18 protein-coding genes and 1 pseudogene are annotated in these 19,374 nt (G+C 38.0%); 6 read left to right on the top strand and 13 right to left on the bottom strand.

Annotation, left to right across the window (positions count from 1 at the left end):
- Positions 1-6: 6 nt before the first annotated feature.
- Positions 7-2,508 carry a TonB-dependent receptor gene (locus J4856_RS10780; protein ID WP_065367729.1) on the bottom strand — a complete coding sequence of 834 codons (2,502 nt, stop codon included), beginning with the start codon at positions 2,506-2,508 and terminating at the stop codon, positions 7-9.
- A gap of 1,126 nt (positions 2,509-3,634) precedes the next feature.
- Positions 3,635-4,118, bottom strand: a pseudogene (locus tag J4856_RS10775) (IS1380 family transposase); the annotation flags it as partial.
- 351 nt (positions 4,119-4,469) lie between these two features.
- On the opposite strand from J4856_RS10775, the gene J4856_RS10770 reads away from it, so the two are divergent.
- The 6 genes from J4856_RS10770 to J4856_RS10745 all read left to right on the top strand — a co-directional run bounded on the left by J4856_RS10770 (position 4,470) and on the right by J4856_RS10745 (position 9,138).
- The gene (locus J4856_RS10770; protein ID WP_234967322.1) at positions 4,470-5,018 is read left to right on the top strand and encodes a hypothetical protein; all 549 of its coding nucleotides are present in this window, start codon (positions 4,470-4,472) and stop codon (positions 5,016-5,018) included.
- A gap of 400 nt (positions 5,019-5,418) precedes the next feature.
- Complete coding sequence (locus J4856_RS10765; RefSeq protein ID WP_025837835.1) at positions 5,419-5,976, top strand: hypothetical protein; 558 nt, start codon at positions 5,419-5,421, stop codon at positions 5,974-5,976.
- 23 nt (positions 5,977-5,999) lie between these two features.
- Positions 6,000-6,560 (top strand): hypothetical protein, encoded by a 561-nt coding sequence (locus J4856_RS10760; RefSeq protein ID WP_025837833.1) that lies wholly within the window; start codon positions 6,000-6,002, stop codon positions 6,558-6,560.
- Entirely contained in the window at positions 6,547-6,894 is a 348-nt protein-coding gene (locus tag J4856_RS10755) for a polymorphic toxin type 28 domain-containing protein (RefSeq protein WP_143150372.1), read from the top strand. The genes J4856_RS10760 and J4856_RS10755 overlap by 14 nt, the downstream gene beginning before the upstream one ends.
- Before the next feature lie 381 nt (positions 6,895-7,275).
- Entirely contained in the window at positions 7,276-8,466 is a 1,191-nt protein-coding gene (locus tag J4856_RS10750; RefSeq protein ID WP_428842427.1) for an IS256 family transposase, read from the top strand.
- A gap of 330 nt (positions 8,467-8,796) precedes the next feature.
- Entirely contained in the window at positions 8,797-9,138 is a 342-nt protein-coding gene (locus J4856_RS10745) for a hypothetical protein (RefSeq protein ID WP_234967272.1), read from the top strand.
- A 1,438-nt stretch (positions 9,139-10,576) separates the two neighbouring features.
- On the opposite strand, the gene J4856_RS10735 is transcribed toward J4856_RS10745, so the two are convergent.
- The 11 genes from J4856_RS10735 to J4856_RS10685 all read right to left on the bottom strand — a co-directional run bounded on the left by J4856_RS10735 (position 10,577) and on the right by J4856_RS10685 (position 19,349).
- Positions 10,577-11,197 carry a hypothetical protein gene (locus J4856_RS10735; RefSeq protein WP_025838245.1) on the bottom strand — a complete coding sequence of 207 codons (621 nt, stop codon included), beginning with the start codon at positions 11,195-11,197 and terminating at the stop codon, positions 10,577-10,579.
- A complete protein-coding gene (locus J4856_RS10730; protein ID WP_044081105.1) occupies positions 11,154-11,339 on the bottom strand; it encodes a hypothetical protein in 186 nt (61 codons plus the stop codon). Before J4856_RS10730 ends, J4856_RS10735 begins: the two co-directional genes overlap by 44 nt.
- Positions 11,340-11,822: 483 nt before the next feature.
- Positions 11,823-12,239: a hypothetical protein gene (locus J4856_RS10725; RefSeq protein WP_025838247.1), complete on the bottom strand. Its 417-nt coding sequence runs from the start codon at positions 12,237-12,239 to the stop codon at positions 11,823-11,825.
- 55 nt (positions 12,240-12,294) lie between these two features.
- A complete protein-coding gene (locus J4856_RS10720) occupies positions 12,295-13,308 on the bottom strand; it encodes a penicillin-binding transpeptidase domain-containing protein (protein WP_065367731.1) in 1,014 nt (337 codons plus the stop codon).
- Positions 13,309-13,331: 23 nt separating this feature from the next.
- Positions 13,332-13,538 (bottom strand): hypothetical protein, encoded by a 207-nt coding sequence (locus J4856_RS10715; RefSeq protein WP_013265808.1) that lies wholly within the window; start codon positions 13,536-13,538, stop codon positions 13,332-13,334.
- Between the two features lie 484 nt (positions 13,539-14,022).
- Positions 14,023-14,610, bottom strand: coding sequence for a tyrosine-type recombinase/integrase (locus tag J4856_RS10710; RefSeq protein ID WP_065367732.1), 588 nt, complete (start codon positions 14,608-14,610; stop codon positions 14,023-14,025).
- 113 nt (positions 14,611-14,723) lie between these two features.
- Entirely contained in the window at positions 14,724-14,927 is a 204-nt protein-coding gene (locus J4856_RS10705; RefSeq protein ID WP_025838251.1) for a hypothetical protein, read from the bottom strand.
- Positions 14,927-15,376, bottom strand: a complete 450-nt coding sequence (locus J4856_RS10700; protein WP_025838253.1) for a JAB domain-containing protein — start codon at positions 15,374-15,376, stop codon at positions 14,927-14,929. Before J4856_RS10700 ends, J4856_RS10705 begins: the two co-directional genes overlap by 1 nt.
- 27 nt (positions 15,377-15,403) lie before the next feature.
- Positions 15,404-15,676: a hypothetical protein gene (locus tag J4856_RS10695; protein ID WP_025838255.1), complete on the bottom strand. Its 273-nt coding sequence runs from the start codon at positions 15,674-15,676 to the stop codon at positions 15,404-15,406.
- A gap of 79 nt (positions 15,677-15,755) precedes the next feature.
- On the bottom strand, positions 15,756-16,778 hold the full coding sequence (locus J4856_RS10690; protein WP_025838256.1) for a DUF3871 family protein: 1,023 nt from the start codon (positions 16,776-16,778) through the stop codon (positions 15,756-15,758).
- A 762-nt stretch (positions 16,779-17,540) separates the two neighbouring features.
- On the bottom strand, positions 17,541-19,349 hold the full coding sequence (locus J4856_RS10685) for a DEAD/DEAH box helicase family protein (RefSeq protein ID WP_025838258.1): 1,809 nt from the start codon (positions 19,347-19,349) through the stop codon (positions 17,541-17,543).
- Positions 19,350-19,374: the final 25 nt, after the last annotated feature.

Here is a 19,374-nt window from a genome sequence, read left to right as displayed (position 1 = left end):
CGAAGCTTAGAATTTAAATGTATAACTGAACGATGGAATAACAGGGATGAACGCCATGTTCTTTATCTTCATCTGTTTTTTATCGTCGATTTTCACACGTACCCACATAGAATTCAGGTGGCAATAGGCATTATAGAAACTGAGGTTCCAGATGCGCTCATTGCCCTTCTTGGTCGTATGACGGAAGTCGAAGCCGATGTCAAGACGGTGATAAGCTGGCAAGATGATGTTGTTTGGCTTTTCGTAAGCAAAGTTCAAGCCACCGTCACTATTCCAAGTGAAGTTCAAGGCTTCGGCAGACTGGTCTGGTACGTTTGGCAATCCAATATACTGTGTTGGGATGGTCATGCGGTTACCAGTGCGGAAGGTCCATGCGGCAAAGGCTGCAATCTTCTTCGTGATGTTCCAACGGCCAGTGAAGGTGAACTTATGACGGTTGTCAAACTTATCATAGTACCATCCATCGTAGAAGTCATCAAACTTCTTCTCTGCCCATGAGAGGGTGTAAGAACCATGTAGATTGAGGTTGGAGATATTGTAATCAGCATCCAACTCAACACCATATGAGCGGCCTTCGCCCTCCATAACGAAATAGTCCCAATTGGCTGCTGGCGGCTCCAGTCCTACCCAACTTGAATATTGTAGGATATGGCTTGAACGCTTGTAATAAGCCTCTAACGAGAGCAACCAGTGTTTGTTTGGTTTCATATAGGCTCCCGCAGCCACCTGCCATGAGCGCATTGGATGTAGACGAGCTGTCGTTGGCACCCAATAGTCGGTTGGAAGATCGAGGAAGGAATTGGCAATCTTATGCACAAACTGGCTCATCAACGTGTAGCTTGCTTTGAAAGATAGACGGTCGTTAGGCTGGAACTTCATTGCCAGACGTGGACTCAGCGTTGAGAAGGTCTTACCACTAATATGGAAGACATCCGCATTCACACCGCCGTTGAGGCTCCACTTCTCGTTGAGCATCATTTCGTCTTCGGCATAGAAAGTCAGCTGATGTGCCACATTCTTGTTATGACTGTGGCTCGCAATGGTATCAGTCTTTGCCATACCTTCGCCCTGATAGCTGTCAAAACGACTGGTGGTCTGTGGCTGGAAGCGGTGATAAGTATAGTCATGACCGAAGCGAATGTGATGACGTGGGTTTGGACGGAAGTCGAAAGCTGCTCGATATCCAAGGTCATCGATAGATGAACGATAGCCATGAGAGGTCAGTGTCAGCTGTTCTTTCTCTCCTGGGCGTGTAAATCTCCACTCATCCGAACTGCTAACCGTTGAGCGATTGTGCGTATAGACGGCTGTGAAGTTAGCAAAGAGCTTCGGTGAGAACTGGTAGTTCCAGTCTAAGGCAGCATTGAAGTTACCCCAATGGAAACGGTTTTCATAGATGTCGATGTCGTTATAACCACTGCTATTGTTACTACGCCACTCGTCTTTTGCGTCTAATCGGTCCTCACCAGAGTAGATGCTCAGCGACATACGCGAACGCTCATTGAAGATATTGGTCAGCTTGAAGTTTAAGTCATGGAAGAAATACGACATACTCAACTTGTCTTCATTGTCGCTCTTGCTGTTCATAATCGCAAAGGCAGGACGGGTCAAGAGGTCTAACCAGCTACGACGCAAGCCGAAGTTATAGGATGTCTTGCCCTTTCTGATAGGTCCTTCGATATGGAAGGCACCATCGAGCAGACCGATACGATAGCTGCCATGGGTGTTATAAAGGTCGCCATCAGCTGTACGCACGTCGATGACACTCGACAGACGACCGCCATAGCGTGCTGGGAAACCGCTCTTATAGAAGTCGACATTCTTCACTACGTCCGCATTGAACGAGGAGAAAAGACCTAAGGTGTGGTTGGTATGATAGAGTGGTGTACCATCGAGGAGGAAGAGGTTTTCGTCGCCATTACCACCATGAACATAGAGGCCACTGGCAAGTTCCATACCATCTGACACACCACTCGTGCGCTGCAAAGTCTTGATAACGTCAGGACTACTCAACAATGCGTATTCAGTCTTAATATCCTTTGGTGAGAGAGAAATCTTACCTGTCTGTGTTTTTAGCAAAGGCGAGTTAAGGTCGGTTGTCACCACAACCTCATCCAACTGTGCTTCGTTCTGCAGGATGATGTCATGATTTTGATTGGCAGTAAGTTCTATGGTTTCGACAAGGGTCTTATAGCCCACGTAGCTACACCTAATTTCGTGCCGTCCCTCGCCTAATGTGAGCGAGAAATGTCCGTAGGCATTGGTCATCGTACCTTGTCGTGTGGTGAGGTCGTAGATAGTTGCGTTGATAAGTGGTTCTCCATTACGGTCTTTCACATATCCACTGAGTGTAAAACGCTGTCGCGTCTTGTCCTCGTCAATACTCCGAATTACTCTTTGTACAGGCGCATTACTTTTCAAAGTAGTAGCCTCAGAATCCGTAGCCTTATGTGCATACAAACCCAAAGGACTGAGCCATAAGGCAGCTAATAATAATTGTTTATTCATCTGAAAATAAATTTAAGCGGTACAAAGATAGGGATTTTAATTCAGAATTCATAATTATGATTACCGATATTAGAAAATGTGGCTCTATAACGAATCGTGTGGGTAATTCGTTATAGAGCCTAAAAATATTGTCAAAAAACTAAACACAACTCTAAATTGACCTTAGTTTTAATACGCTTGACGCACATTAAACTACTACCCTTCCATATACAGCAATGGTGTTAATCCTCCGCACATGTGGTGCATACCATCCGCACGACATGTGCTAAGCACCCGCACCAAACCGGTGGAATATCAATACACAACCCACACGATTCGTTATAAAATCATTTCACGAATAGTAAAAACCTGATTTTTAGAAGTCTAAGAAGGATATGTGTCAAAGGGTGAACGAATAAGAGACGAGCGAGCTTCTTTCCAATTCTTTATTCTGCAATGTCTCAAAGAACCTTCTGTTAATGCAGCAAAGATCGCAATTTCCTCGTAGAAAACAAAGTGGATGGGAAGAAATCGGACTATAAACTTTGAATTTCTTATATCTTCGTTAGAAAATCTCTTCAAAGCCTTTCTCGATGAGGTGATAAATACCGACAACAGGCTGATAATCAAAACATATATTTCGAAAAAAATCAGTTTTAAAGGGATGTCGCAACTATGAAAATGAAGCCTTCTCAAATAGCCATGAAATTGCAAGTTCAACATAGAACTGCAATTTTTGGTGCAGGTGTAGCCTAATAATCTATACCTGAAAACACCGAAGCGTTTTGGACGAGCAGCCCTCATGTAAGAGATAATTCAACAAGCAATGCATAAAAACAAAAAAGAAGGTGTGTCAAAATACAAATACCATTTTGGTAATCTTATAGTTTGAAACATTCCAATGAAGAAAGACCATTTCTATACTCAGTTTTGAGTAAAGGAATGGTCTTTTCTTTTCCTTTAGAAGAATCCCTCAATCCCGCAGCATTATTCCTTGTGAGAAAATTTTATGTGTTGAGATGTCTTTTTGTGGCTCTATATGTTGATATGAGGTTTTTCGGGGCTTCTTGGGTCTTGTCTAGGCATGAAATCCCCCACCCAAACCATTGGGGAATGTGAGAATCATAAAGACATGCTGTTTATTCAAGGAATACTTTGCATCGAATTTGTGGGCTGGAACAAACTGGTGGTCAAAGTCCATGTCAACATGGCTGCCCGCCTTTACAAGCCCCATCCTCTGTATCATTCGCAGAAGTAAGGTGTTTAGCTTCTCTGCAGTGTTGAAACTGTAAGACTTGCCAGAGGTTTCGCTCTTATAGACAATATTCTCTTCGGCAAGCTCCTTTAGTCCGCGTCCCACTGTGTCGGCACTGGGTAATAGTGTATTAGGTCTCTGCTTGAACTGCCCTATAAGCACATTGATGTCCCTCAAGGCATTCGCCACCACAAAGGTAGCTGAAGAAGAGAGAACCGAAAATGCTTCCATGACTAAAAGCCCTATCACTACACCCACGTTTGCCCAATACAGATTCTGTGAGTTTTTCAAAGCCCAACTTAGAGAAAACGTCCATAATGTGATAAATTCTACCGAAAGAAGTGATATTCTCGTTTTTAATAGCTATCTTTGTCATGTCAGATGTTTTGCTTGCTTGTTAGTTTAGCAGCGCCAAGATAGGTGAAATTTCTGACATATCCAAGTGTTTTGAGAACTTTGTTTCTCAGACACTTGGAGTTCTTAAAAGATTTTACGCTGCGGAATTAAGGGATAATAAGAATTCTCCTCATGCTAACCAGAAAAAGAAAGAAGCAAATGGAGATAGATATGAAGAATATAAGCGAGAATACGACAAATTAAAGTCTTCACCTAACAAAACGCCTGAAGTAAAAAAGCAAATAGAGAAATTAAAGAGACAAATGAATCGGGCTAATGAACGTAGAAATTTCAGTGGTGAAAACCATAGTAAAAACCATAAAGGTAATAGATGATGGACAAATATACTTTTATAACCAATTATCAATATGGAGAAAAAACAGACGTTTTACAAATAGATGCAGTTTCTATGAAAGTTGCCATGACCCAATGGGCTGATGCGTTGAAATTTCCACATATTGGTAATATTAGCAAGTCTAAAGTGAAGCAACATATATATAGTGGCTATATAGAGGAAATACCCTTGAAGAAGCTACATCATATTAGTTGCTTATATGAAAAAGTCAATGGAAAAATAATTGAAGCATATATTTTTCAGCATTGTCATCTTCCTTCAGAATTGCAAACTTTTAATATTATAGTTTTATTTAAGGGAGGAACATATGTAAGACAAATACAAGCAGATGGTTATCGTGAAGCGATTCGTCTTTGGGGGAAATACCTATCTTGGCACTTTTATAATAGCATAGAACGACAAATAATAAAAGAAGTACTTAAGAATAATTTTGAAGAACTTTTAAATTCCCTCATGCCTAAGGTTTGGTCATTCTCCTTGGTGGTAGATGATTCTATATTGGAAATGTTCATAGTAGAGTGTTAGTGAAATGAGAGCCCTAGATTCTTTAGTATTTAAATACTTCTTAACACCCATATAAGGGTAATAGGCAATACCCTTATAAGGGTGTTCCTCATTACCCTTATATGGGTATCAAAAAACGTAAACAATAAACGAGAAAGAACAGCGTTAAATAATTGATAACTATAAACAATTAAAAGTATGATTGAATTTTAAGTAAAATCTGGATCTGAGAATAAAAGTTTTATTTCTTCTGATGCTTTGGCGGCATTGATTGGAGCGGTTGGAACAGTCGCTCTGCAAGAGATAGGGGAATAAGAAGTAATCATTCCAATCATTTGCACTTACAAGGATTCAAACCCAATATAAAAACAGTAGAGTATATAAATGCTCTTCCTGAAGTAGTTGTTATTGGAAAACGAAAATGAAAAAAACACTCCTTATATTGATTATTTTATCACTCCCCTTGATATCTAAGGGGAGTGATAACCTTATTGCTGTTCTTTACTTAAAAAACTGCAGTTACGTATCATCTGATAGCGTATATACATTTCTTAATTTAGATGGAACTATGTTTGATGAATTAAGATCAAGGAATGGCAATGAACCAACGTGTCTGAAAATAGATAGGGATAATGCGGTCTCATATTATCCGGATTTAATGATTTACGTCTTCTTTTGTAAATTATCACCAACCAGAAAGGTCCTTGTTAGGGTTGGTCATGATTGGAAAATATTAAAAACAAATAGTCCTTTTACAGTCTTACCTACGAAGAGGTATCTTTTATCCTTAGATATTCAGTTAAGAGTTGGTGATATTTTATACGATAAAAGAGATAAGGTGAAAGTAAAAAGATGTATAACACGTCATATTATTGACGCAAGAGGAGATTACGTCGCAGTTGAAATAAAGAAAAGGAAGTTGTGGTTTCGATGGAAGATAAATTATCAAGTGACCCCTGATAGATTATTGTATAACTAATATTATGAATCAGCAAAGTACAAGTGAAGAAAGACGGTGTGGTTACCACAGCTTCTAAGGGTAGTGCTCCGAAGGACGAGATCGTGATGATTGTCAGCGGACGCAACGTAATGACATCCGTTTATGACATGGGCGATCGTCTCACAGAGGTAAACCACCCTGTCAGCGGTATTACCACCTTTACTTATGACAATCTCGGCAATGTACTCACCAAGCAGACAGCCAATCTCAAAAAGGAGGGCAAGACCATCAACTATGAGTATGATTACGGACGTCTGACAGCTATCAATTATCCTGACCATCCGGAGAACAACGTGAAGTACCACTATGGTGGCATTCACTCTTCTTACAATCACATCGGCAGGCTGATGCTCCGTGAGGATGGTAGCGGTGCTATCGAGTACTACTACGGCAAGATGGGTGAGGTGTTGAAGACGGTGCGCACACTGATTGTGCCAAACCAGGCGGTGGCAACCTACGCAACACAGTGGAAGTACGACAGCCAGCGTATCGTATCTAAGCTTGGCGACTATTGGTCTTATTTACGATGGAGTTGCCACTGTAGTGCCTGTGTTGCCTGCTGATGCAAGTTCTGCAATTGGAGCCTATCGCTTTATGCGGGCAGCAAAAAATGTCGTTGGATCTGTAAGCAAACTAGGAAAACTTAAGATTTTTAAAGATAATCAAAGAATACTGAAAGTTATTGGAAAAGCAGAAAGTGCCATTTCAGATCATTTGAACCTCTCAGATGTAGCAGGTGCAGTTCAAGATATATTAGGTATTCCTGTCAGGAATGGGAATAAGGTATATTCACACATATCAGAGGTAAGTGATGCTATGAAATCTCTTACAAATTTAAAGAGTGAATTAAAAGCTACACTAAGAAAAAGTGGACTAACATCTACAGAAAACAAATAAATTAACAAAACTTTGAAAGAGATAGATTCACACTTAAACAGAATAAATAAGGTTTTAAATAAAGCTCATGAAATTGTAGATTAATAAAAAAGAAATGTCTTCGTTGTTCAATAAAGCAAAATAGACATTTTCATTGACAGAGGAAGAACTTCTATACCTGAAGAATTTGTTAAATAAGATTGAAACATGTTCTTGGCAGGAGGATTTTTCCTATGGAATTCACAATGGTATTGCAGCTTTTGGTCTATGTACGAAACCAACTAAAGGAAACATAGACGATGTCATATCAACTGTGTCAACGGCTAACACAATAAACTCATATAACCGCTGTTATATCAGCATACTTAGATTTAGCAAATGACACAAGACGAGTACGCCGAGATGTTGTCTCAGGCAAAAGAACAGTTCAAACAAGGTACTCCTTTGTTTGGTAAGGATGGTGCATTCCATCGTGTATTGGAAGATTTCCTCAATTCAGCTCTCGAGTGTGAGATGGACTCTCACCTTTATAACACTAAGACATCCACAAAGATTAATCGCCGTAACGGCAAGATGTCCAAGGAGGTTCAAACAGAGTATGGTCCTGTAGAAATAGATACTCCACGTGACAGAGAAGGGAGTTTTACCCCTGAGATTATCAAAAAACGACAGACGATATTAGCAGAAGGTTTGTCCGATAAGATTATCAGTCTTTATGCTACAGGTCAGAGCATGTCTGACATAAGTAAGTTCCTTGAAGAGAACTATGGTACCAAGATATCCAAAGAGACAATAAGTAACATTACGGACAAGGTCTGGCCTGAGATAAAAGCCTGGCGCACACGCTCTTTGGAAGAAGTCTATCCGATAGTTTGGATGGATGCTATCCATTACAAGGCACATGACGACACGGGTGCTACAACATCTCGTGCAATATATAATGTCATTGGTGTTGACAAGGAAGGACATAAAGATCTTCTGGGTATGTATGTATCTCATAGCGAGGGCGCTAACTTCTGGCTCAGCGTACTTACAGACCTTCAAAACAGAGGTGTCAAAGACATTCTTATAGCTTGTGTAGATGGCCTTACGGGCTTCCCAGATGCCATCCAGAGCGTATTTCCTAAGACGGATGTACAGCTATGTATTGTACATCAAATCCGTAACTCAGTGAAGTATGTCGCCAGCAAGAATCAGAAGGAGTTCCTAAAGGATTTGAAGATGGTTTATGCTGCACAAACTAAGGAGAAAGCAGAGATAGAACTCGATAATTTGGAGAAAAAGTGGGGTAAGCAATATCCTATCGTCATCAAGTCGTGGCGTGACAAGTGGGATAACCTCTCACACTATTTTGACTATACGGAACCTATCAGACGTATCATGTATACTACCAACATTGTAGAAGGTTATCATCGTCAGATACGTAAGGTAACAAAGACAAAGGGAGTTTTCCCAACTGACGAAGCTCTCTTCAAACTCGTATATCTTGCCTATCGTAACATCAAAAAGAAATGGACTCAGCCATTGCGAAACTGGGGCCAGACAGCCCAACAGTTCGCTATAAAGTTTGGCGACCGCTTCCAATTATTATAGGTTCATGAAGTTAGGCATCCGGAAATTAGGCAGTTCAAAAATACTGTCGTATCTTTGCAACACCAAGAGAAGATGCGATGGTTTATACCACCAGCAAATTAAAAATCAGGCTGGGCATCGAGCCCAGCCTGATTTTACCAAGAGAAAGACTGCTCCGGTTTGCCCATCAGCATTACTCATGCTCCTAAAGAAATGAAGCCAATGACACAGTTCAGATGACGTACCCAAAACATAGCTATAGTTGAGAAATTCATTAATACAGAAGCATTTTGTGATTCAATCACAGCCGTTGCTTTGAAAGTGTTATGTAGTAGTAGTTATTGGAATTTAGTGGAAAAATATGAAGATGTACTTTGCAAGTTCATCAATTTAGATGATGAATCTTATGAAGATACTATCCATACAGCTATAAGTTGTATGGGGACTTATTGCCATACTACAAAGAATAAGTTATATATAGCCTTGCTATTTTCATTATTCAACAACGCACTAAGTAAACATAGCAATGATGAACTTCAGATACCAAGTATAGAGGCTCTTTACAATGCTCTTGAATCGGTTATATGGGGAGATAAGTATCCTAAAAACAGAAGAGTCACATTTGGAGATATGAAGATACCTGAAGATATTAGTGAGGAAGTCATTAAAAAAATTCAGTCAATTATACAATGATTTTTTATATATGGTGGTGGTATAGTAATGTTTCAAATCAGTAGTTATCAAAATAATCATATGATTATCAATGAGTTTTGTAAATATTTGGTATAGGAGAATGTGTCTATTTCGATACATCCTCGTCTGCCATCTGGCTTCTTTTGATTCTGCTTTTTCATGGATAAAAAACAAAAAATCACTGTAAAACCTTGATCTTACAGCGATTATCCTTGTTTTGAAGGCTAAAATGACGTATTGTTTGACATCCTTTTGAAACCTATTTGTGGACCAGCCTGGGCTTGAACCAGGGACCTCCAGATTATGAGTCTCGCCACACAAACTATATATGAGCTTATTTATCAGCTTGTTAATGAACTCTGTGCGAATAAGAGGTCAACTATAGGTCAACGCTCTATCGTATCACAAAGTTAAAAAAATATCTTGAATAATACTGTACTAAACTAACATATTTAGGTCAGTTGTGTGAAAATAATCTCACACTTTGAAATAGGAGGTATTGCTGTTTATCTTCTATCTGTGTTTTTCTTATATAATGCGTTTAACTCTCTTTTTGTGGAGGGTAGTCCCATCTTTTTACACCATTTACGGATAGCATTGTCAGTTACTCCGTACAGTCTACCGATTTCGGTAAATGGTTTCTCTTTTATTAGCTGCAGTAGCTCTTCCTTGGAGGGCTTATCAGAGGGTGAAACCTTGTGTACACGGTTATGTTTCAATGCACATTCGGGACACCAAGTAGACTTAGGAGTAATCTCTTTTCCACAGTCTTTACAGTAGTTGTGTTGTTTAAGTTTTCGAGTACAGAACGTATCTGTTTGTGTGTGACAGTTTGGGCAGACGATGCGCAGGTTCTCCAATCGGTTATCTGTGTGTATACCATTGATATGGTCTAATTGCAAGACAAGTAGTTTGTCATTCCATGTATTACCTTGTCCGCATATTTCGCAATGTTCCTGCTTGATACCCTCTTCAATCAGTCTCTTCTTTAGTTTAGAAGATTGATAAGTACTGTTTTCTACAAGTATGTCTTTTAAGGGGATTTTCTCTTGTATTAGTCTAATGGGAAGAGTATGATAATCTATGCCGTATTTATCTAATAAAGTAGTAAGCTCTTCTATGTTAGTTTTATTCTGTTTCTTTCTCTGTAACTTTAATATATCTACAAGGCTTTGGGCTTTGTTGACGAGTGTCTATAAATATTCCTTTGTTATCATTTTTTATAAGTTATATAGTAAATAATATCATTCCATCTTTCCTTCCCTTATCTGTAGGGATTTTACATCTTTGCGTGGCAAAGCCATATTCAGTAATCTGTGTTCCTTTAGCCTTTCTCTTACAACCAAACTTAGTGTAAATTGTTTGTAGGGTAGCTTTTATATCTTTGTTAGTAGCCCTTTCTCCTGTCTTATAAATATGGTGCAAGGCTTTCCTGATTTTAGTCTACAAAATGGTAGTGTCCATGTTCATCAAAATAATCATCATCGCCCATTAACTCTGGGCATAGTTTTATAATTTTCTCTTTCTCTGATTCTTTTGTTGTTAGGAATAAATCATCTCGGAGTATTGTTATCCGTTTCTTCTTCTTATCTCTCTTGATATATTGTCTGGCTTCTAATGCCCTCAAATAATTGTCAATCATGCTCCGTTTAAGAGTCATTATTTTCTGTAAGTCCTTGCCATAGTAATCAGTGTAATTACAGTGGTTGTAGCAAAGACTTTTCAACAATAAGAGAAAGCCTATCTGTTCTCTTGTTATGTTTTCTTCCAGTATCTTTCTTTTAACGCCGAACCAGTTAGTTCTAATTAGCTTATATCTGTTCTTCTCTCTCCAGCCATATCTGTCTTGATGAATGGTAAGCAAGTTGTTCTCTTGGAACACTCGTAAGGCTCTTTGTATAGCACCGACATCACATTGTAGGAACTTTGCCAACGTATCTTGGTTAATGTTTGAAATATCATTCTTAAAATCTGTATGTAGGCATAATCCCAAGTATATGTATGCTTGCAGTGGATTAAGACAAGCTCCGATTTCCTTGCTTAGGGTAGTGTAATCCATCGCTTGCTATGTTATTACCATCCTTTATAAATCTTATCTCTCCGTTTTTTACTAATCTCTCAAATGCCCATTTGCCTCCAACACGTTCTTTGGCTTCTTTTCGGGTTTCAAATTGTTCTCCTGTTGTTACTTTTATAATCATGTCCCATTGTTAAATCAATAAGTTTAGATAAGCGAAAATCTGAAAGATTTGAACTGTATGAGTAATAGTTTTTTTTATTAGTAGTATCTATTGCTCTCATTGGCAATTCCCATACGGCTCTCATTGGTAATGTGTTTTTCTTTCATTAAGTATATCTGTACTTCAATTTTATCTGTAGTGGCTTATAAATAAAAAATCGACACTTCAAGCAATAAATAAAGAGGTACATTGCTGTACCTCCGTATTTCCTTTATATCAGTGGGATTACCTGAATATCTGAAACAAATATAGGTATCTTATTCTGTAAATCCAAGCAGCTTCGCACTTTTCAAAAAAATCGAGTAAAAGTGTACTTGAAGTCAGAAATTCTCGTTTGGAGTGACATTTTTACATTTGAGTATATATAAGAATTTTCAGAGTAAAAATGTCATCAACGAAAAAGCACCAAATGATTGCTCAAATGGTGCAAAATAATATTAAATATTAGAAACGTAATGCGGGTGGCATTTCTCTTCCATCAATTAAATAAGCAACACTAAACTTATTCTTTGATTCTATATAATTAATGTTAAGTTGATATAGTAATCCGTCAGATAAGAGACTCACATTTAGAAAGCTGCCAGTGATTTTCCTTCCTAAATTATCAAATCCACGATAGTAATACCCTTCTTTTGATTCATCCGTACATTTCGTATAAAGAATATAATGTTTCCCTTCAGAATAGACTTCCCACCATCCTCCTTTATGAAGATATACAGTAGAGGGAATTCGTCTATCTATTTTATGATATGGGTTATTTGTCTGTGTTATCTTTGCATAACTTTTAAGTTTCAGAATAGATTGTGCATGTATGTTACATACAAAATGAAGTAAAATTAATGATAGAATAAGCTTTCTCATAATTGTATGATTAATATATAAGTAATTTCGTTTATAAGGATTATATTTTGAAACGCTATCTCTGTAGTTCGATAATCTGGCTCACTATTTCTCCAGCCATTCCACCACTTGCGGGTAATCCTTTCTTATTCAAAGAAACGATGATACTGTATTGTGGATTTTTAGCAGGGTAGTAGCCACAGAATTGTATGCAATAAATCGTATTGTCTCCATCTTCCTTTACAAAGGCTACTCCTTGCTCTCCTGCAATGAGAACTTTATCAGAGAATGCTTTAGAAGTAAGCCCTTTCTGTATAAGTAATTGCTGGATAGTGGCAATATTCTCCTTGCTTGCTATTAGTTCTTTTATAATGGTGGTATCCCTCTTATGAAAAGTGGGCTTTACCATCTTACCATTATTGGCTATGGCGTTATAAAATGTAAGTATTTGTAAAGGCGATATCTGCTGATTCTTTCCATTTACAAACTTGGCAAGAGAAATATCATTGTAGGGACTTGGTAAGATTGCTTTGAAACTATTTTGTGGTAAACTATAGCCCATATTGGTAATGGCTTTATAGAACCTGTCATACTCCTTGCCAAATGCTTGCTTAACTGCTAAATAGGTGGCGATGTTTGATGATAACAAAAAGCCTTGCTGTACACTTGTCTTTCCATTTCCTCCTCTAAGCCAGTTGTTATCTTTCAGCAGATAGCCGTTTATATCAAGCATTCCTGCTTTAGTATCAATACTGTCATTCAGGTTTACCTTACCTTGTTCCAATACTGCTAATAATGAAACTGTACGCATTAAGGCAGTTGGTTCTGACAATTGTCTTATTGTTGGCTTAATGCCTGACTTAGTATTCATCAAGTTTACCATTGCCTTAATCTCTCCAGACTTACAATCCATTATTATTATCTGTCCATTAATAGCATCTACCTTTTTGATATTCTCTTTTAAAATGGAACTGACATGATTTTGTAAGGTGGAATTAGCTTGTAAATGTGAATTAATCTGTTGAGCATACCCTTGGTTGGCAAAGAATAATATACTCATAGATAGTAGGTTAAATATTCCTTTTTTCATAGCAGGAAATTGTTGTAGTTGTTTTATCCAAATAAAAAGCCGAAGAGTTTAAATAAAAGTATCAATCCACCTACGACTAAAAATATTTCGAAGATAACATAACCACAGCCCATTCCTCCAGCAAGAGCACCAGAAAAGAATCCTTCTCCTTTTTCCCCATCCTTGGAGTTTAGTGCACCTAAGATTCCAGCAATGATAGCTACAACAATAATAGTAGTCAACCACTTCATAATTTTGTATCTTGTGCTCACTGTTTCCCAGAAGTAAGCGGTTAATATTTAGGTAAATGGAAAAAGCGTGGGAACTATTGAATACTATCTAACAGAGGCTCTGGAATGCCCATCATCGAATAGTAAACAATAGCCCACGCCGTAAGATATATTATGCCCTTGAATCTAAGGGTACAATAATCCCAAGCGTGAGTGTATTGTCGCATATCCTCGATGATTGAAATTTTCCAGATTTCTGTTAAGGATAATATGTCAAACGCTCTTTTAAAAAGTTGAACTCTTTGTAACGCACATCTACACACAGACGTACTGGAAGCTCACTGCAAAGATAGATAATTTTTCTTATTAAATGTTTCTTTCTTGCAAAAAGTTTGTGTGACAGAGTGATTTTTCTATTTTAAGAGTGTTTTGTTTATTATTCAGCATGTGCTGACATTTTTAGTATGTGGGGTATAAAAGAATTATTCTCTGAAAATGTCATTGATTAGAATGTAAGACAGTCGTAGGTTTCCAAGATTTCTTCCTTACGTAATCCAAGATACCGTTTGGTAATAGCTACAGATGAATGGTTGAAAAGTTCCATTAGCTTGATCAGTGCCAGTTCTGCATTGTCACTATTCATATTATAAACTTGTCTTCCAAATGTCTTTCTCAAACTATGGCAGCTGAAATGTTTTATTTTCAGTCTGTACCTCTGTTTGAGTTCTTTGAGTATTACGTTGATACGTTGCACGGTGAAAACTGTACCTTTCTGACTAACAAGGATAGGAGCTGTAATGCCAAGAGGATTGATATGCTCGTAACAGTCTTTAATATGCAATTGCAGTTCTTTGTTAAGGCGTATAGTTCGTTGCTTACCAGTCTTACGTTCGGTTATAGTAAACTCTGAAACACCAAGTATCTGCTTCCATCGTAAGGTTAGAATATCAGATATTCTTAATCCTGTAAAACAACCAATCGCTATAAGAAGCGAAATCTTATAGTTCTTGTTTTTTGTTAGCCTGCGTATTAAGTTCATGGCTTCTGACCATTCAAGGTAGTCTGCCGTTGTGTTGCTATATTTCAAACTCATAATAATATTCTTTTATGTTGGGTTTATAAGGAAAGTGAACATAATTCTGATAGCCTCTTTGTTAAGTGGTTAATTATCAGCACAACATTCACTTTCACTATTAGTGAATATAATCAGAGGTAGTTTTCCTCTTTCAATGTCTCACACATCATCCAACAGCAGTTTTTTACTTGAAAGCTGTATTTGGGTTCAAGTGTAAAGAGGAACTCTTCAAAGTCATTATATCTGTAGGATTCTTCAATCTGCTCTTTCGATAGATGTATCTTAATCACAGTTGCTGTACTGAAGTCAAGGATTACGACATAATTAGTTTCCATCACAATATCCTCCCTTCTTCACGATAACTGTAATAGCTATCTACTGACATGATTATATGGTCAGTAAAACGTATCTTCATAATCTGACAAGCTTTCTGTAGTTCTCTTGTAAGCATATCATCTTGTGGGCTGGGCTTTAAGTTACCAGTTGGGTGATTATGAGCAAATATTATCTGCGTGGCATTGGTCAGTAAAGCCCCTTGTAGTATTATCCTCACGTCAACGGCAGTTTCTGTCAGTCCTCCCTCTGAAATCGTGTTATAAGCAATAACTTCATTTGCTTGGTTGAGATATAGTACCTTAGCATATTCCCTGTACTCTATTGTTCCCTCTTTGAATGTAGGAAGTAAGATATTATATGCTTCCTCTGAACCAAAAACCTTGCTTTGTTTCTTGCAGGTCGGTTTGTATTGTAGCGTTACCTCTGCTACCTTGAAATCCATGTCCATAGTTGTAATGTATGAAATAAGTTGTTGTTAAAATGGCAGTTCTGCATATTCTTCCTCGCAGATGGTTGCACAAATCTTGTCGTATTGCGAAAGACCTGTGCCATTAGCGAATATCTCCTTATAAGCATTGCTGTATATACCGTATTTGCGTTGGTCTGGTGTCAGCATACTGTCGAAATCCTCCATAAGGCTTCTTATCTGGTATAGCATTTTAAGACAGCCCTCTCTGTGTGGCATATTGCATAACTGCTCCTGTAAAGTATATATAAGGTGTAGAGCCTTGTCTATCTCTTTATTCATCGTGTTGTGTGTATAGTTTACCAATAAAAAGGGAGACACCCATTACAGAATGTCTCCCCGCTCTCAATCAACAGTTCACTTATCCAATGAACCATTTATATTTCTCATCACCACGCAGAGCATTGTTGATGCCTACAGTAACATCAGTTGCATTTACGGCTCTCTGCAAATAAGTATCAATGTAGCTGCCCTTATTCGATTCTGTAAGCAAATTATGAAAATCCCACATAGAGAGAGTATCATCCTTTGCTCCAAAATCAGAATTACTGTAATAGCCACGACACACATTGTTGATTTGACTGTCTGTAATTAATAGACGTGGTATCTGTTTGGTATAACCTTGCGGTAAGGCTTGGTACATTCTCATTCTACCTATTATCTGTGCAAACTGTGTTTCTGTGAGAGAAGTATTTGAGAGAGTCTGCATCAGGTGTATATCCTTAGCTGGATTAAAGTGGTAGAGTAACTCCATCACACTCTTATATAAGTCACGAATGCTCATTACCTCGATAGATAGTTTGACACCATCACCTGTTAGTACTTGGTTACTGCACACGTTTACTCTCCAGCCTACAAAAATAGAGAACTTCTCTACACCTTTACTTGCCCTATAAAGGTTGAGGTCGTTGTAATTACGCACTCCACCAACACAAAGTTCAAGCTTCTGACCATTCAAGGTTTCATAAATCGTTGGGATAGTAAAAGCAAACGCCATACGCTGAAAGAACTGTGTCTTTTCACACTCCAAGAGTTCTGACGCTTTCTTGCCTAATGCGTTAGGTGTTCTACCTCTTACTATATGAGAAACACGGATAGCAGGTTTATTTATCTGCTCACCATGATAGAAGTCCTTGGCAGCATCATGTACACAGTTAATAAAGTCTTGATGTGCAATGGTCAATTCTTGATTACCCCAAGTTGGGACGACACATGTACTGGCAAGTTCATCAAGTGAGATTGCGTTGGTGTTGGCTTCGAGGAAAGAAACGCTGCTACCCTCCGTTGGGGTGTCCTCTATGATAACGGCTTCCTCTGCATCGCTGAAATCATAGGCTCTGTTGTTTTGTGCCACAACAGCAGGCATTAATGTTACGTTGTTCATAACTGTAAATGATTAAGTGAATATTGATTGAAAATAGGCATAAATGAGAACAGACCGAAAGCGGATTACTCCAACTTCCAGCCTGTTACACATCATAAATCCCCTAAGATTATATAGAGGTTTATTCATAGCCTATTTTTCACTGTAGAAACCTCTGCTATTTTTCTTTCCCCTTTATATTGTGTGGAGGGGGAGACAAAGTGGGTATGCCTTTGTGTGTGAGTTCTGCATAACTGATGCTTGGATAATAAAGCACCTATGTTCTGATGATAAAGGGAGGACACAACAGAAGAGGGGCATATTTTAGGATGACGTATATAGTGGGATATCCCCTTTATTACAGCATCTACATTTTAGAAGAGGAGGAGGGGTGTTCTCGTTTGGCAGCTATATATAGATTTAGTAACGAACATGGTTTGCAATATTATAAAAGTTCTTTTTGACTCTGGTCCATATCTGTTCACTTGTTGGCTACTTATGCCTTTTTGAACTATCTCTGTGTATTTCTCCTTATCTTGACTTTACTAATCTCTTTGTACACTTTTAGACATTTTATCACCTATTTTCTATGTTAACCTTTTGAGTTGTATTCTCTGACAAATTCAGTAAATTCAGATGTTTCAAATCCTATAATAGGCTCTACCATAATCTTCGTTATAATCTCTTCTTGCACAATGTGATTCTATCCATCCTCAATGTGAGGGAGCACATTGTATTTGGATGATAGTTTCTTTATAAAGAGTAATCTTAATCTAATAGTTTTCATTCTGTAGTAAATTTTGGACTGATGAGATAATAACCTCTTTCTTTTGCTTTCCGTTTCTCTGTAGCTTCGAAGTATTGATAAATATCTTTTGCAGTGATAGCTTTACTCTTGGGAACTCCTAATGAATTGTGTATCCGCTTCAGCTCTTGCTTGATAAAAGAAGAAGTGTACCAATATCTTGGAGTAAACGAATTATAGACCATCCTAATTACATCTGAAGATTTAGCCTTTTTCTCATGTAAGGTAAGTATTATCTTCTCCCTAATTAATTTAGGATTATAATTAAGTTCCTCAATCGTCTGTTTCCCTAACACCTCCCATGCTTTTACTATGAAAGAATCTATGTGACGAAGTTCATCTCGGAATTGCATTGCCATTTCTGTCTCGTCTTCTTTTAGAGTTTCCAACTGGTTTACAATTCGTTTCCGTATATCTTTGATAGGTAAAGTCTTATTTGTAATTTTCAATCGATCATAATCACCGTATATATAAGTTATGTTTGAGGTGGTTACTTCAAAATATCCACATTCATTATATCCTTGATAGAGACGTGTATAATCATGGTACATCACCCTTACTAATTCTTCGTGGATATAGTTGTCTATCTTGAAAGCATCCTCTTTGCTGTAATCGTTAAGGAATCTGTTGTAAGGCAACACATTCATAGCATCATTGAAAGCCGCCCTTCGGTTGATATCTGTTTCACAGTTCTTGAATGTTCTAAAGTTCTCATATATTTCCTTATCGCATTGATACCGTATGATAATGCTCTTCTTGTCTTTTATTGGGATTCTTTTATCGAAATTACTGATATGGTAGATGGCGTTAGTTCCATTACGAAATCTCCCTGTTATCTGCACTGCATCCATATAAGGGTCTATCATTGTGTAATCAGCGGTGTAACAATCGGTAATCATCACAACATTTGGATTTTCATTCAACTCAATATCCATAGCATTGTAAAAACGGCTTGTCATCCAGTTGTATTTTGCCATGTATTTCTTCTCCCAGTTTTCGTGTGCGTTGCTAAACTTCTGTGATTTCAGTTTATCCACACTGTCGGCAGAACAGAATACCGCTGATTGATCCCTTAATCCAAGTTGTTCCATCATAGCAAGGATAATGTCCGTGGAGTTTACGAAAAAGAAAACTGGTCGCTCGTCCAGTTGTAGTAACAACTGCCGTGTTCTCTCCAGTACATTGTTGGTGGTACAAACCGTTATCGTTTTTTTGTAGTTGAAGTCGGGTTGGATGATGAGAATATCAAAATTCTCAAACCGTGAGTCTGCAAACTCTGATGGAGGTGTAGCAGAAACCATAGCTTTGTCTTGACACTCAAAGAAGAAATCCATTGGCAGTGATATGTTTTTACGATAGCCACAGTCTTTAACAATCTTCTGGCACTCATCGAACAATAGGAAATAACCGTCTGTCCGAATATCTATCCCCATCTGTTCAAATGCTGTTCTCACCTTGTAGAAGCTCTCGGGAGTGGTCAGTATCTTTATCTTCTTGTTCATGTCTTGAGATTTTATGATGTAGTTAACAATGTCTTGGGTATAGATGCCCTCGTAAACTCCAAACAGATTGTCATTTTTATGTTTTGGGGCACGACACTTCCCATATATAACAGGTCTGTTCGGCTCTATGATGATAGAGTTTCTGGCAGACCGAATTTCTCCGTAAGTTGCTCCTATGCCAGTAAGTGTCTTGCAAAGGATTGTATTTGTTAGAATCAATGGCAGGACTTCTGAAAGATGTTGTACCTTGCCGTAACTCACTGAGATTTCAAATTTCTTCTCCATATTTAATTTTTTATTATGGAGGAGG

The organism is Prevotella scopos JCM 17725 (assembly GCF_018127785.1).
GTDB classification, from domain to species: Bacteria; Bacteroidota; Bacteroidia; order Bacteroidales; family Bacteroidaceae; genus Prevotella; species Prevotella scopos.
The sequence above is the reverse complement of the archived record's forward strand: the minus strand, read 5'-3'. Positions and strand labels throughout refer to the sequence as shown.

Bases quoted from the DNA above. Each gene is read 5' to 3' on its own strand.
- J4856_RS10770 (WP_234967322.1), top strand. From the start codon at position 4,470: ATGATGGACAAATATACTTTTATAACCAATTATCAATATGGAGAAAAA.
- J4856_RS10695 (WP_025838255.1), bottom strand. From the start codon at position 15,676: ATGAATAAAGAGATAGACAAGGCTCTACACCTTATATATACTTTACAG.
- J4856_RS10725 (WP_025838247.1), bottom strand. From the start codon at position 12,239: ATGAGAAAGCTTATTCTATCATTAATTTTACTTCATTTTGTATGTAAC.
- J4856_RS10765 (WP_025837835.1), top strand. From the start codon at position 5,419: ATGAAAAAAACACTCCTTATATTGATTATTTTATCACTCCCCTTGATA.
- J4856_RS10780 (WP_065367729.1), bottom strand. From the start codon at position 2,508: ATGAATAAACAATTATTATTAGCTGCCTTATGGCTCAGTCCTTTGGGT.
- J4856_RS10685 (WP_025838258.1), bottom strand. From the start codon at position 19,349: ATGGAGAAGAAATTTGAAATCTCAGTGAGTTACGGCAAGGTACAACAT.
- J4856_RS10715 (WP_013265808.1), bottom strand. From the start codon at position 13,538: ATGAAGTGGTTGACTACTATTATTGTTGTAGCTATCATTGCTGGAATC.
- J4856_RS10700 (WP_025838253.1), bottom strand. From the start codon at position 15,376: ATGGACATGGATTTCAAGGTAGCAGAGGTAACGCTACAATACAAACCG.
- J4856_RS10735 (WP_025838245.1), bottom strand. From the start codon at position 11,197: ATGGATTACACTACCCTAAGCAAGGAAATCGGAGCTTGTCTTAATCCA.
- J4856_RS10750 (WP_428842427.1), top strand. From the start codon at position 7,276: ATGTTGTCTCAGGCAAAAGAACAGTTCAAACAAGGTACTCCTTTGTTT.
- J4856_RS10690 (WP_025838256.1), bottom strand. From the start codon at position 16,778: ATGAACAACGTAACATTAATGCCTGCTGTTGTGGCACAAAACAACAGA.
- J4856_RS10730 (WP_044081105.1), bottom strand. From the start codon at position 11,339: ATGATTATAAAAGTAACAACAGGAGAACAATTTGAAACCCGAAAAGAA.
- J4856_RS10710 (WP_065367732.1), bottom strand. From the start codon at position 14,610: ATGAGTTTGAAATATAGCAACACAACGGCAGACTACCTTGAATGGTCA.
- J4856_RS10720 (WP_065367731.1), bottom strand. From the start codon at position 13,308: ATGAAAAAAGGAATATTTAACCTACTATCTATGAGTATATTATTCTTT.
- J4856_RS10705 (WP_025838251.1), bottom strand. From the start codon at position 14,927: ATGGAAACTAATTATGTCGTAATCCTTGACTTCAGTACAGCAACTGTG.